Below are 13,262 nucleotides of genomic sequence, written 5' to 3' on the forward strand. Positions count from 1 at the left end.
CGCCAACTTCATGGGCTTCGTCAAACTCGCCGCTATCGCCATCTGGCTCAAATAGTTAAATCGTCACCACCGCCTAGCCGATTTGGAAGTTTTGAGAACTATTTGGGAGGGCTTAATTACGCCGCCGGCCACCTGCGGCACACTGCAATCTCAATCAGGTCGAGGGCCTTCAAGCTTTCTGCCGCATGGAGGTTGCCATGAACGATACCTTCGCACCTTGCGCATCTCTGGCGGCGCGTCCAGCCGAGATCAACGGCCGCCGGCGCTACAGCCTCTCAGCCCTGCGCGGCCTCCTCGCCGAGCGCCGCAAGCAGGCCTATTTCCGCTTCGAGCTCAAGCGCATGGCGACGGACAATCCGCATCTGATCGACGACATCGGGCTGACGAGGAAAGAGGTCGAGGCGGAAATCGCCAAACTGCCCTTCTGGCAGCGATGACGTCGCGACGGTCCCTTGGAAAAGACAGAGAGCGGCCCACTGGACCGCTCCCTTCATCAGCAACGGGCAGAACCCTTACTTGGCGTTCGGATTCGGCATCCAGGCGGGCATCGCGACATCGGCATGGGCGAACTGCGGCAGCTTGGCCGACAGGTCTTCCATGTTCTTGATGTCCTTGTCGATCAGCTCCTTCTGGGTGATCAGCGTCGGCGGCACGATGACGTTGTGGCCGGGATCCTCGCCGGCGAGAAGCTGCGCCAGCGCGCGCACCGAGACCTGGCCGACGACGGCCGGGTTGGTGGCGGCGGTGGCCGCCCAGGCGCTGTCCGGCTCGCGCATCGCGGCGATATCCGAGGTCGAGATATCGGCCGAATAGATCTTGATGCCCTTGTTCAGGCCGGCCTCGTCGACGGCGATCTTCACGCCCTTGGCGAACTCGTCATAGGGCGCGAACATCACCTTGATGTCGGGATGCGCCTGCAGCACCGAGCGCGCCTGGTTGGCGACCGAGTTGGCGATCGGGTTGTCGAGCGTGCCGAACTGGGCGACCTCGCTGATGCCCGAATATTTCTTCTTCACGTCCACCCAGGTCTCGTTGCGGCGGTCGAGCGGCGCGATGCCGGCGACATAGACATAGCCGGCCTTCCAGCTCTCGCCATTGTCCTTCACCGCCTGCTCGAGCGCGAGCTTGGCAAGATCCTTGTCCGACTGCTCGATCTGCGGGATCTTCGGGTTCTCGACATTGACGTCGAAGGCGACGACCTTGATGCCGGCATCGACCGCGCGCTGGGCGGCGTCCTTCATCGATTCCGTCAGGCCGTGCTGGATGATGATGCCTTGCACGCCGAGCGCGATCGCCTGGTCGACCATGTCGGCCTGGAGCGCCGCATCCTGGCGGCTGTCCAGCACGCGCAGATCGACGCCGAGCGCCTTGGCCTGCGCCTCGACGCCCGAGAGATAGGCCTGGAAGAAGTCACCGGTCGACAGATAGCGCACCAGCGCGATCTTGACGCCGGGCTTGTCGAACGGCGCCGGCTTGTCCGCCGCCAATGCCGTGCCCTGCATCAGCAGAGCCGCGCCGGCAAGGCCGAGTGCTGCCTTCCCCAAAAGTCTTCTTGTGATGCTCACTTCGTTTTCCTCCGTTTTGTCTCAATGCCCCGGTCGAAACTATCTCTTGCCCCTGCCGGAAAGGGCGAAGGTGAAGACAAGGGCGACGACAAGCACCGCGCCCTTGACGAAATCCTGCGTGTAGTAGGGGGCGTTCATCATCGTCAGGCCTTGCAGCAAGACGCCGACGAACACCGCGCCGACGGCCGTGCCGAAGGCGTTTGGCTTGGCGGCGCCGAGCACCGCGTAGCCGATGAGCGCCGCGGCGACAGCGTCGAGCAAGAGATTATTACCCGAGGCGATGTCGCCGCGTCCAAGCCGGGCGGCGAGCAAAATCCCGCCTATCGAGGCAAAAACTCCCGAAATCACATAGGCCCAGATTTTGTATGCCTTGACAGGCGCGCCGGCGAGCTCGGCAGCCCGCTCGTTGCTGCCGACGGCATACATCATGCGGCCGAAGCGCGTGTATTCGAGGAAGAACCAGATCAGCGCCGCGAGCACCACCAGCACCACCACCGAAACCGGGATCAGGTTCGGGATGAAGAAATCGATGCGGTGGCGGCCGAGCGCCAGGAAGGCTTCCGAGAACTTGCCGTTGGCGACCGAGCCGTCGGGCATGGTCATGCCGGTGGCGATCGAGCGGCCTTCCGTCGGGATGCGCTGCAGGCCGAGCAGCAGGAACATCATGCCGAGCGTGGCCAGCAGGTCGGGCACGCGCATATAGACGATCAGCCAGCCGTTGATCAGGCCGACGATGACGCCGATGACAAGGCAGGCGATGACGGCGACGATCGCGTTCTGCTCCAGCACGACCATGGCGTAGGAAGCCGCCATCATGGCGCTGGTGGCGACGGAGCCGATCGACAGGTCGAAGCCGCCGACGACCAGCGTCGCGGTGACGCCGAGCGCCAGCACACCAGTGATGGCCACCGACTGGAAGATGAAGACGGCGCTTTGCGGCGAAGCAAAACCATCGGCGGCGACCGCGAAATAGGCGATCAACCCGACCAACAGGACGATGAAGCCGTAGCGGATGGCGTAGTCGCGCAACATCACTCAGCGCCCCGCCGCGCGGCTGTCCGACAAAAGCTCATTCCAACTCCACTCCATGCAAATCCCTCGACCTCATGCCGCGCCGTGGAGCGGTCCGCCGGCCACTTCCGCCAGCAGCCGGTCGAGGTCGATATCGGCGTTACGGTGCTCGCCGACGATCGTGTGTTCCGACATCACCAGGATGCGGTCGGCGGTCTCCAGCGCCTCGTCGATCTCGGTAACGAAGATCAGCGTCGCGCGGCCGTCGGCGCTGGCTCGAAGCTTCGCCGCGATGTCGCGGCGCGCCGAAATGTCGACGCCCTGGAAAGGCTCGTCGAGGATGAAGAGCCGCGAGGCCCGCGACATCCAGCGCGCCACCATGACCTTCTGCTGGTTGCCGCCGGAAAGCGCCGACAGCTCGTCCTTCTCCGAGCGGCAGACGATGCCAAGTTCGTCGATCTGGCGGCGGGCAACGACGCGCTCGGCGCGCTTTTTCATCACGCCGAGACCCGACATGCGCTTGAGGAACGGCAGGCTGATGTTGCGCTCGATGTTGAAGCCGCCGACGATGCCGCTCGCAACGCGGTCCTTGGCGACCAGGAAGACGCCGGCGGCGATCGCCTCGCGCGCCGCGCCCGGCGCATAGGGCTTGCCGTCCATATGCATGGTGCCGGCGAGCGGCCGGCGCACGCCGAACAGCGTCTCCGCCAAAGCCGTCTTGCCGACGCCGACCAAGCCGGTGATAGCCACCACCTCGCCGGCGCCGAGCGTCATCGAGATCGGCCTCGACCCTTGCGCCAGTTGCAGCCCTTCGGCGGTGAAGACGGCTCGAGCCGAGCTTCTCGCCACCACCCGGTCGAGATGGATCTTGCGGCCAAGCATGGCGTTGACCGCGCCCTCATAGTCGAGCGGCTTCTTGTCGAAGACGCCGGAGACGACGCCGTCGCGCATCGACACGATGCGGTCGGCGAGCCGCCTTATGTCGGACATGCGGTGCGAGATATAGAGGATGGCGACGCCCTGCCCGCGCAGCCTGTCGATCAGCGAAAACAGCCGGTCGGCCTCGGCGCTCGACAGCGACGAGGTCGGCTCGTCGAGGATCAGCACCTTGGGCCGATGCGCCATGGCGCGGGCGATGGCCACCATCTGGCGGTCGGCCAACGACAAGTCGCTGACGCGCGCCTTGAGGTCGATGGCGAGCCCCATGCGGTCGGCGACAGCCCTGGCTTCGGCCCGGACATTGGCAGGCTTGAAGAGCAAGGACGCGCCTTTGCCGCTCAGCCGGTCGAGCGTCAGGTTGGTGGCGACATCGAGGTCGGCGACCACGCCGTCGTTGATGTTCTGGTGCACGGTGACGACGCCGGCGCGGATCGCTTCGGCTGGGGTCTGCGGATCGAAGGCCTTGCCGGCGAGCTGCATTGAGCCTGCGCCGCGCGCATAGACGCCGCTGACGATCTTGACCAGGGTGGATTTGCCGGCGCCGTTGGCGCCCATCAGCACGGTCACCTCGCCCGCAAAGAGGTCGAGCGAGATGCCGCCAAGCGCCTCGTTCTGGCCGAAGGATTTCCTCAGGCCCTCCACATGGAACACGGCATCTGCGCCCATCCGTTCCTCCCGGATGGTGACGCTATGGGCTCATTCGGCAATTGTCAACACGATTGACATTTGCCAGAGCGCTTCCTAGCTTGGCCCCGCCGCCGTGGCTCCGCTATCGTCGGAAACCACGCGCAGGAGGGAGAGCATGACCGGGAAGTTCGAAGCATTGTCGGTGGAAACGCTGCCGAAACGCCTTGGCGAAACCACGGCGCTGACCGAGCGCATCGGCAAGGACGCCAGCCACTGGAAGGTACGCGAGGTCGGCGACGGCAATCTCAACCTGGTGTTCATCGTCGAGGGCGACCAGGGTGCTGCGGTGGTCAAACAGGCGCTGCCCTATGTGCGGCTGGTCGGCGACAGCTGGCCGCTGCCCTTGAAACGCTCCTTCTTCGAATATCATGCGCTGACCAGGCAGGAGCGCCGGGCGCCCGGCTCGGTGCCGGCGATCTATCATTTCGACGAGGCCCAGGCGCTGATCGTCATGGAGTACCTGGCGCCGCCGCACATCATCCTGCGGCGCGCGCTGATCGACGGCCGCGAACTGCCCAACATCGCGCGCGACATCGGCCTGTTCATGGCCCGCACGCTGTTTCGCGGTTCCGACCTGCACATGCCGACCAAGGACCGCAAGGCCGATCTGGCGCTGTTCGCCGACAATGTCGAGCTGTGCGACATCACCGAGAACCTGGTGTTCTCCGACCCCTATTTCGACGCCAAGATGAACCGGCACACCTCGCCGCAGCTCGACGGCCTGGTAGCCGAATTGCGCGCCGACCGCGACCTCAAGGTCGAGGCGCAGCGTCTGAAGCATCTCTTTGCCGCCAATGCCGAGACGCTGCTGCATGGCGACCTGCATTCCGGCTCGATCATGGTGACCGACACAGAGACCCGGATGATCGATCCGGAGTTCGCCTTCTACGGCCCGATCGCCTTCGATGTCGGCATGTTGCTCGCCAATTTCTGGATGGCCTTCTTCTCGCAGCGCGGCCATGAGCAGAAAGGCAGCCGCGCACCGATGCGCGCCTATCTGCTCGGTGTCACGGCCAAGACCTGGGCAGTGTTCCGCGCCGAGTTCGCACAGCTCTGGCGCACCGAACGGACCGGCATGCTCTACCAGAGGAGCCTGTTCGAGGATCAGGGCGACCTTCTCGGCTCGGAACAGGCGCTCGACCACATGCTGCATTCCATCTGGGACGACCTGCTCGGCTTCGCCGGCATCGAGGTGCATCGGCGCATCCTCGGCCTCGCCCACAATGCCGATTTCGAGACCATTGCCGATCAAGACCTGCGCGCCAGATGTGAGGCCAAGGCTTTGCGCTTCGGCCGCCATATCGCCGTCAACCGGCGCCAGATCCACAGCATCGACGAGGTCAACAATCTGGCCGCGCTGATCGAACAGGAGAAGAGAATTTGAACGTCGGCGAACGCCATTACCGCACCATCTGGCTGAGCGACGACAAGCGGTCGGTCGAGATCATCGACCAGCGCTGGCTGCCGCATGAGTTCCGCATCGAGACGATCGGAACGGTTGCCGGCATCGCCACCGCGATCCGCGACATGTGGGTGCGCGGCGCGCCGCTGATCGGCGTCACCGCCGCCTATGGCGTTGCCATACAGATGAAAGACGATCCGTCGGACGAAGCGCTCGACGCCGTATGGGAGACGTTGCACAAGACGCGGCCGACGGCGATCAACCTGCGCTGGGCGCTGGACGAGATGCGACGGCATCTCAAGCCGATTGCACCCGCGGAGCGCGCGGAAGCCGCTTACCAGCGCGCCGCGGAGATCGCCGATGAGGATGTCGGGCTGAACCGCGCCATCGGCGAGAACGGGCTTGCCATCATCAGGCAGATCGCCGCGCGCAAGAAGCCGGGCGAGACCGTCAACATCCTTACCCATTGCAATGCCGGCTGGCTGGCGACGGTCGACTACGGCACCGCCACGGCGCCGATCTATCTGGCGACCGAGGCCGGCATCCCGGTGCATGTCTATGTCGACGAAACCAGGCCGCGCAACCAGGGCGCCCAGCTCACCGCCTGGGAGATGGCCGGGCACGGCGTGTCGCACACGCTGATCGTCGACAATGCAGGCGGCCATCTGATGCAGCATGGCGACATCGACATGGTGATCGTCGGCACCGACCGCACCACCGCCAATGGCGACGTCTGCAACAAGATCGGCACCTATCTCAAGGCTTTGGCCGCCGCCGACAATGATGTGCCCTTCTACGTCGCGCTGCCCTCGCCCACCATCGACTGGACGGTGGCCGACGGGCTTGCCGAAATCCCGATCGAGGAGCGGTCGGGAGACGAGGTTTCCCTGGTCTGGGGCAAGACGGCGGATGGCAAGATCGCGCAGGTGCGGGTCTCACCGGATGCGACACCGGCGGCGAACCCCGCCTTCGACGTGACGCCGGCAAGATTGGTGACCGGTCTGATCACCGAGCGCGGCGTGGCCAAGGCCTCGCGCGAGGGGTTGAAGGCGATGTTTCCGGAACGGGGGTAGTCAGCTGATCTCCCCCAGCACGTCGCCATTCTCGGGCTTGACCCGAGAATCCATGCCATGACCTGCGTCATCGAGCGCAGTGGTGCAGAATTCTGTAGCCGTTGCAACACGTTAGCGTCATGGCATGGATTCCAGGGTCTGCGCGCGTCGCTTTCGCTCCTTGCTCCGCCCTAGAATGACGACCGCGATGTCATCGCCAATTGACACTGTTGCCCTCCTCTTCCATAAAACCCGCGTTAATGTTCTCAGGGCGGGGTGAAAGTCCCCACCGGCGGTAAGAGCCTCGGCTCAAGCCCGCGAGCGCCTTCCAGCCTTATCGGAAGGGTCAGCAGATCCGGTGCGATTCCGGAGCCGACGGTTACAGTCCGGATGGAAGAGAACGTACGCAGAAGACGGTCCGCTCGCGCGGGCCGCATTTTGCGTCGTGCGTCCTGATTCTGGTTCGAAACGGAAGGATGGACCCATGAATCAGCATTTCCTCAAAGACCATACTGCTCGTCCTGTGGCCGTCATTCGCGCGCGATGGCACGCCGACATCGTCGATCAATGCGTGCAAGCTTTCGAGGCGGAGCTTGCCGCGCTTGGCGGCTTCACCGTCGACATCTTCGACGTGCCGGGCGCCTACGAGATCCCGCTGCACGCCAAGACGCTTGCCGAGACGGGGCACTATGCCGCGATCCTCGGCACCGCCTTCGTCGTCAATGGCGGCATCTATCGCCACGATTTCGTGGCAAGCGCGGTCATCGACGGCATGATGAATGTGCAGCTTGCGACCGGCGTGCCGGTGCTGTCGGCGGTGCTGACGCCCCACAACTACCATGACAGCGCCGAGCATCACCGCTTCTTCCACGAGCATTTCACCGTGAAGGGCAAGGAAGCGGCCAGGGCCTGCGTCGAAATCCTCGCCGCGCGTGCGCGGATCGCCGCCTAGGCCCGGCCAGGGCCGGATTTCAGCCCTGCAACAAGAATTGCGGCCGAAAAGGCTTCAAAAGGTTGCGGTAGCCCCGAAATCCGGCCAGAAGCAACGGGGTCGCCCGGGCGTCGGGCGGCCTTTTCAAACACGGGCTCGAACCAGATACGGGAGACTATTCGTTGGCTCGCATCACACTGAGACAATTGCTCGACCATGCCGCCGAACATGGCTATGGCGTGCCTGCCTTCAACATGAACAATATGGAACAGGGCCTCGCCATCATGGAGGCGGCCGAGGAGACCAAGTCGCCGGTGATCCTGCAGGCCAGCCGCGGCGCGCGCGCCTATGCCAATGACGTGGTGTTGGCCAAGCTGATCGACGCGCTGGTCGAGATCCATCCCGACATCCCGGTCTGCATGCATCTCGACCACGGCAACAACGAAGCCACCTGCGTCACCGCGATCCAGTACGGCTTCACCTCGGTGATGATGGACGGCTCGCTGAAGGAGGATGGCAAGTCGCCGGCCGACTACGCCTACAATTCCGGCATCACGCGCCGCGTCGTCGACATGGCGCATTGGGGCGGCGTGTCGGTGGAAGGCGAGATCGGCGTGCTCGGCTCGCTGGAGAGCGGCGGCGGCGAGCAGGAAGACGGCCACGGCGTCGAAGGCGCGATCAGCCATGACCAGTTGCTGACCGATCCGGTGCAGGCCGAGCAATTCGTGCGCGACACACATGTCGACGCGCTGGCGGTGGCCATGGGCACCAGCCACGGCGCCTATAAATTCTCGCGCAAGCCGGACGGCGCGGTGCTGGCGATGAACGTGATCGAGGAGATCCACCGCCGCCTGCCCAACATGCATCTGGTCATGCATGGCTCGTCCTCGGTGCCGGAGGATCTGCAGGAGATCATCAACAAATATGGCGGCCAGATGAAGCCGACCTGGGGCGTGCCGGTGGAAGAGATCCAGCGCGGCATCAAGCATGGCGTGCGCAAGATCAACATCGACACCGACAACCGCATGGCGCTGACCGGCGCCATCCGCAAGGTGCTGACCGAGAATCCGTCGGAGTTCGATCCGCGCAAATATCTGACGCCGGCCATGGCGGCCATGAAGAAGCTCTGCAAGGAGCGCTTCGAGCAGTTCGGCACCGCCGGCAACGCGCCGAAGATCAAGCCGATCCCGCTGGCGGACATGGCCAAGCGCTACAAGTCGGGCAGCCTGGATCCGAAATTCGGCTGAGCCGATCAATCCCCGCGACCGGTTCGATCCCGGTCGCGGGCATGTACCCCACCGAAGCGGGGCGGAACTTCAAGCCAACAAAGTGGTTCCTGCTCAGAGACCTTCCGCACCCATCGAAGGGAAGGAGCACGTCATGAGCAAGGATCGCGACGACGAAGGGCCGGTTTTCTCCGGCCAGAATGCCCGGCAGGGCGAGATCATCCTGCATACGCGCACGCAACGCATCATCTTCATCGCAGGGCTGGTCGGTATCGTGGTGCTGGCGCTGGTGGTCAGTCTCGCCGCGCATTGAGGGTTGGCGCCCGCGAAAAGCCGGGCTTGCGCCAAGGAACCATCACCGGCTCCGCCGGTTGAACGTCGCAGACGAAATTGAGGCGCGGCGACCGTTCACCGCCGTGTCGAAACCATGTTCGAGACGCTTTGCTGCGACATGCCGCTTCATCCGACCTGGCCGGACCTCGTCGGGCGGCTCTTGGTCACGTTGCTGGCAGGCTTTCTCATAGGCTTGAATCGCGAGGCGCGCGGGCATTCCGCCGGGCTGAGGACAACCATTCTGGTCGGCTTGGCGGCCTGCGTGGCCATGATCCAGGCCAACATGCTGCTCGATGTTTCCGGCAAGGGGCCGGATTCCTTCGTGCGCATGGACGTCATGCGCTTTGCGCTGGGCGTGCTCACCGGTGTCGGCTTCATCGGCGGTGGCGCCATCCTGCGGCGCGGCGATCTGGTCACCGGCGTCACCACAGCCGCGACGATGTGGATCATGACCATGATCGGCCTTGCCTTCGGCGGCGGCCAGTACGGCCTCGGCGCGATCGCGACGGTACTGACGCTGGTGACGCTGCAGGCGCTGAAATGGGTCGACCTCAAGATCGCGCGCAACCACAAGGCGATCCTGTCGGTCTCATGGCCGAAAAGCTCGCCGCCCGATCTCCCGGACATTGTGCGGCCGCTTGGCTACGATGCCCGCTTCGTGGGCATGGAACATGACGTCGACCACCAACGCTTCGTATTTTCTTTCAAGGTGCAATGGAAGCAGCCCGACGCGGAAAGGCCTTCGACCGAAGTGCTGGCCGTAGTCGGTGAACATTGCACGGTCGAGCGCTTCGACGTGATCGGCGAGAATTCGTCCTGAGCAGGATCAGGATGTGGCAGCCATCTCCGCCCCTCCGAGATAAAGCCGGTGCAGTTCGTCGGGCGATTGGCGCAACTTCGCGCAATCGCCGTCACAGACGACGCGGCCGCGGCGCATGACATAGGCGCGGTTGCCGATCGACAGCGCAAGCACCGCGAACTGCTCGACGAGGACGACGGCCAGGCCGTCATCGGCGAGCTTGCGCACGGCCGTCATCAGCCGCGTGACGATGACCGGGGCGAGACCGGCGGACATCTCGTCGATGAGCAGCACCTTCGGCCGGGTGAGGAGCGCGCGCGCGGTCACCAGCATCTGCTGTTCGCCGCCCGAAAGCAGGCTTGCCTTCACCGAACGGCGCTGCACCAGCTCGGGAAACAGCGCATAGGCTTCCGCGATGTCGGCGCCAGGCTGCAGGCTGACGCGCAAATTCTCTTCGGTCGTCAGCTGGCGGAAGACGGTGCGGCCCTGCTCGACATGGGCAAGCCCTTCACGCGAGCGGGCGCCTGGACGCGTCTTCTGCAGCTCGCGGCCGTCGATGGCGATGGCCCCTCCGGCGACCGGGATGATGCCGGACAGTCCCTCGAGCAGCGTCGTCTTGCCGGCGCCGTTGGCCCCGAGCACGACGCTGATCGCGCCGCTCTCGGCGACGAGGTCGACAGACGTGACGACGGGCAACTCGGCGCGGTTGATCGACAGGTTGGAAACGACGAGCCTGCTCATGCCGCCACGCTCTCTTCCTCGATGCCGAGATAGGCTTTCTTCACCGCCCGCTCGCCGAGCACCTTGGCCGGCGGGCCGGAGGCGATGACCTGGCCGAAATCGAGCACAGTGACCTCCGAGCAGACCGCCCGCACCAGGTCCATATCGTGCTCGACCAGAAGCACCGCCGAGCCGAACAGTTTCGGGATCTCGGCGATGCGCCGGCCGAGCCGCAGCGTCTCCTCATGCGACTGGCCGGCAGCCGGCTCGTCGAGCAGCACGACGGCCGGGCGGGCAGCGACGACGCCCGCGACGTCGAGCAGGCGCCTGGTGCCGGCATCGACCGATGCGACCAGCGTGTCGGGATGCGGGCAGTCGAGCCAGTCGAGCACAGCTTTGGTCTCGTTCACCGACAGGCCCTTGGCCGCCAAGGCCAGATAGCCGCCGACGGTGAGTTCCGGCGCGATGCGGTTGGTCTGCCAGGTGCGGCGCACGCCCCCGCGGGCACGCAGATGCGCCGGCACGCCTTCGAGTGGCTTGCCGCCCAGCCGCACGCTCCCCTGATAGGACGACAGGAAGCCGGCGACCGCATCGATGAAGGTCGACTTGCCGGCGCCGTTCGGGCCGATCAGTCCGGCCACGGTGCCGGCGGCAACGCTCAGGCTGACATTGTTCAGCGCGACCACGCTGCCGTAGCGGACCGTCAAAGCCTCGATGATAAGGGCCGGGCCGGCGGCACGCTCGACTGCTGCCGGCAGGTCGGAGGCAGACGCGGCAGCGGCTTTCGGCGCGCGCGCCGAAAGCCGCTTGCGGAACTGGCGCCGGAAGGTCTCGCTCATCGTCTCGCCGGTCGACAGCGCCTGGGTTGCGCCGATGGCAAACAGCACATTGCCGATGTCCTGCGGCCAGTCCAGCCGGCGCAGGATTTCGGGGAACATGACGACGAGCAGGCCGCCGATGATCGCACCCTCGGCGAAATGCGCGCCGGCCATCACCGACACCGCGTAGAGCGAGAGCGACTGCATCATGCTGAAATTCTCGGCGACCAGCGTGCCGAGATAGCCAGCAAGCAGACCGCCGGAAATGCCGGCGACGAAGGCGCTGAGCGCGAAAGCCGTGAGCTTGGCGGTGGCGATGCGGACGCCATGCGCGGCGGCGGCGCGCTCCGAATGGCGCACGGCCAGCCAGGAGGCGCCGAGCCGCGAGCGGCTGATGAATTCGAGCGAAACCGCGATCGCCACATAGAACAGCAGCACGAAGACGAAATAGCCCTCGTCGCTGTCGAACAGTTCCGGCCGTGGCACCTGCAGGAAGTCGGTCTGGCCGGGATAGGTCATGGTGGCCAGGATGGTGTCGAAGGCGGTGGCGAAGGAGAGCGTGACGATGGCGAGGTTGATGCCGCGCAGCCGCAGCGCCGGCAGGCCGATGGCAACGCCGAACGGCACGGCCGCAAGGCCGCCGACAAGGATCCATGTGGCGAGGCCGCCTGGCGCTTCGGCGAGGTTGAGATAGCCGACCGTCCAGGCGCCGACGCCGGCGAAGGACATCTGACAGAGCGCGATCATGCCGGTGCGGCCGGCGACGAGGCCGAGGCTCTGCAGCGCGACGCCGGTGATCAGGACCGAGGTTGCAAGGAACACCCAATAAGACGGCAGGAGGCCGGCATAGGCGACGCCGCCGGCGATAAGCGCCACGACGATGAGGGTCAATGAGGCCCGAAAACTAGCGCGCTTCATCCCAACGGGCCTCCCGCTGCGACCAGAGAAGAACGGCAAGCACCACCAGGAAGGGAATGGCGCTGCGATACTGGCTGATGCTGTCGATGGAGCTTGCCAGCCCTTCGACGATGCCGAGCGCAATGCCGCCGGCCAGCGTCCACCAGAAGCTGCGGAAGACGCCGATGAGCGCCGCGGCGAGCGCCGGCACGACAAGCAGGCTAAGGGTCATGAAGTTCGGCGAGCGCTGCGGCGCGATGATCATCAGCGCGAAAGTGGTGAAGGCGCCCGTCATGCCCCATACCAGCAGCGACAGGAACTGCACCCGCACGCCGAGCAATTCGGCCGCCATCGGCCGGTCGGCCAGCGCGCGCAGATTGAGGCCGACCTTTGTCCGGTTGAGGAAGAGGTCAGAAAGGATGGTGAACAGCACCGCGAGCCCGATGGTGAGCACCGAGGCGATGGTCACCTCCACGCCGGCGAGACGGAAGGCCGAGCCTGGGAACAGCTCGGGCATGTTGTGCGGATGCTGGCCGCCGGTGAGACGCAGCCCGACGGCGATCAGCCCGACGAGCAGCGCCACCGTCACCGCCGCCTTGGTCGAAGCGCTCGCTTCGCCGAACCACCGCGTCATGATGTAGCCGACTGCGACGCCGGTCGCCGTGCCCGCCGCAATCCCCGCCAGCACCGAGGGCCAGATGGGGAACCCGGCCTCGAACAGCGCGATCAGCACGAAGGTGCCCGCGGTGCCGATGGCGGCCCCGGTGAAATTCACCACGGCGACGAGCCGGTAGGTGAAGACGGCGCAGACGCCGAGCAGGGCATAGGTGCCCCCGGCCGTCAGTCCCGCCACGGCGGATGTGAGCAATGCGTTCATCTCGT

Annotated in this window: 13 protein-coding genes and 1 riboswitch; of the genes, 7 read left to right on the plus strand and 6 right to left on the minus strand. The window is 65.2% G+C overall.

Annotated features, from left to right (window positions below):
- The first annotated feature begins 197 nt into the window (after positions 1-197).
- Positions 198-437, plus strand: coding sequence for a DUF1127 domain-containing protein (locus FJW07_RS27550; protein WP_140786259.1), 240 nt, complete (start codon positions 198-200; stop codon positions 435-437).
- A gap of 75 nt (positions 438-512) precedes the next feature.
- On the opposite strand, the gene FJW07_RS27555 is transcribed toward FJW07_RS27550, so the two are convergent.
- From FJW07_RS27555 to FJW07_RS27565, 3 genes are all read right to left on the minus strand, one after another.
- Entirely contained in the window at positions 513-1,565 is a 1,053-nt protein-coding gene (locus FJW07_RS27555; protein WP_140705080.1) for a substrate-binding domain-containing protein, read from the minus strand.
- A gap of 39 nt (positions 1,566-1,604) precedes the next feature.
- Complete coding sequence (locus tag FJW07_RS27560; protein ID WP_140646854.1) at positions 1,605-2,600, minus strand: ABC transporter permease; 996 nt, start codon at positions 2,598-2,600, stop codon at positions 1,605-1,607.
- Between the two features lie 69 nt (positions 2,601-2,669).
- The gene (locus FJW07_RS27565; protein ID WP_140859452.1) at positions 2,670-4,181 is read right to left on the minus strand and encodes a sugar ABC transporter ATP-binding protein; all 1,512 of its coding nucleotides are present in this window, start codon (positions 4,179-4,181) and stop codon (positions 2,670-2,672) included.
- 136 nt (positions 4,182-4,317) lie between these two features.
- On the opposite strand from FJW07_RS27565, the gene mtnK reads away from it, so the two are divergent.
- The 6 genes from mtnK (at position 4,318) to FJW07_RS27595 (ending at position 9,966) form a co-directional block, all read left to right on the plus strand.
- Entirely contained in the window at positions 4,318-5,586 is a 1,269-nt protein-coding gene (mtnK, locus tag FJW07_RS27570; RefSeq protein ID WP_140859453.1) for an S-methyl-5-thioribose kinase, read from the plus strand.
- Complete coding sequence (mtnA, locus tag FJW07_RS27575) at positions 5,583-6,677, plus strand: S-methyl-5-thioribose-1-phosphate isomerase (RefSeq protein ID WP_140786256.1); 1,095 nt, start codon at positions 5,583-5,585, stop codon at positions 6,675-6,677. Before mtnK ends, mtnA begins: the two co-directional genes overlap by 4 nt.
- A gap of 237 nt (positions 6,678-6,914) precedes the next feature.
- Positions 6,915-7,062, plus strand: a riboswitch (FMN riboswitch).
- A 78-nt stretch (positions 7,063-7,140) separates the two neighbouring features.
- Positions 7,141-7,608, plus strand: coding sequence for a 6,7-dimethyl-8-ribityllumazine synthase (locus FJW07_RS27580; RefSeq protein ID WP_140859454.1), 468 nt, complete (start codon positions 7,141-7,143; stop codon positions 7,606-7,608).
- Between the two features lie 161 nt (positions 7,609-7,769).
- Complete coding sequence (gene fba / locus FJW07_RS27585; protein ID WP_140675387.1) at positions 7,770-8,834, plus strand: class II fructose-bisphosphate aldolase; 1,065 nt, start codon at positions 7,770-7,772, stop codon at positions 8,832-8,834.
- A gap of 133 nt (positions 8,835-8,967) precedes the next feature.
- Entirely contained in the window at positions 8,968-9,126 is a 159-nt protein-coding gene (locus FJW07_RS27590) for a peptide ABC transporter permease (protein ID WP_140705070.1), read from the plus strand.
- Between the two features lie 114 nt (positions 9,127-9,240).
- A complete protein-coding gene (locus FJW07_RS27595) occupies positions 9,241-9,966 on the plus strand; it encodes an MgtC/SapB family protein (RefSeq protein ID WP_140859455.1) in 726 nt (241 codons plus the stop codon).
- Between the two features lie 6 nt (positions 9,967-9,972).
- Here FJW07_RS27595 and FJW07_RS27600 read toward each other — a convergent pair whose 3' ends face one another.
- From FJW07_RS27600 to FJW07_RS27610, 3 genes are read right to left on the minus strand one after another with little or no spacing between them, the layout of a single operon-like run.
- Positions 9,973-10,686, minus strand: coding sequence for an ABC transporter ATP-binding protein (locus tag FJW07_RS27600; RefSeq protein WP_140859456.1), 714 nt, complete (start codon positions 10,684-10,686; stop codon positions 9,973-9,975).
- Complete coding sequence (locus FJW07_RS27605; RefSeq protein ID WP_140859457.1) at positions 10,683-12,401, minus strand: ATP-binding cassette domain-containing protein; 1,719 nt, start codon at positions 12,399-12,401, stop codon at positions 10,683-10,685. Before FJW07_RS27605 ends, FJW07_RS27600 begins: the two co-directional genes overlap by 4 nt.
- Positions 12,388-13,257: a branched-chain amino acid ABC transporter permease gene (locus tag FJW07_RS27610; protein ID WP_140859458.1), complete on the minus strand. Its 870-nt coding sequence runs from the start codon at positions 13,255-13,257 to the stop codon at positions 12,388-12,390. The genes FJW07_RS27605 and FJW07_RS27610 overlap by 14 nt, the downstream gene beginning before the upstream one ends.
- Between the last annotated feature and the right edge of the window lie 5 nt (positions 13,258-13,262).

The sequence above is a fragment of the Mesorhizobium sp. B3-1-9 genome, assembly GCF_006439595.1.
In the GTDB taxonomy this organism is placed as follows: Bacteria; Pseudomonadota; Alphaproteobacteria; order Rhizobiales; family Rhizobiaceae; genus Mesorhizobium.

Coding starts and splice junctions, on each gene's coding strand:
- FJW07_RS27550 (WP_140786259.1), top strand. CDS start 198: ATGAACGATACCTTCGCACCTTGCGCATCTCTGGCGGCGCGTCCAGCC.
- FJW07_RS27565 (WP_140859452.1), bottom strand. CDS start 4,181: ATGGGCGCAGATGCCGTGTTCCATGTGGAGGGCCTGAGGAAATCCTTC.
- mtnK (WP_140859453.1), top strand. CDS start 4,318: ATGACCGGGAAGTTCGAAGCATTGTCGGTGGAAACGCTGCCGAAACGC.
- FJW07_RS27580 (WP_140859454.1), top strand. CDS start 7,141: ATGAATCAGCATTTCCTCAAAGACCATACTGCTCGTCCTGTGGCCGTC.
- FJW07_RS27590 (WP_140705070.1), top strand. CDS start 8,968: ATGAGCAAGGATCGCGACGACGAAGGGCCGGTTTTCTCCGGCCAGAAT.
- FJW07_RS27595 (WP_140859455.1), top strand. CDS start 9,241: ATGTTCGAGACGCTTTGCTGCGACATGCCGCTTCATCCGACCTGGCCG.
- FJW07_RS27600 (WP_140859456.1), bottom strand. CDS start 10,686: ATGAGCAGGCTCGTCGTTTCCAACCTGTCGATCAACCGCGCCGAGTTG.
- FJW07_RS27605 (WP_140859457.1), bottom strand. CDS start 12,401: ATGAAGCGCGCTAGTTTTCGGGCCTCATTGACCCTCATCGTCGTGGCG.
- FJW07_RS27610 (WP_140859458.1), bottom strand. CDS start 13,257: ATGAACGCATTGCTCACATCCGCCGTGGCGGGACTGACGGCCGGGGGC.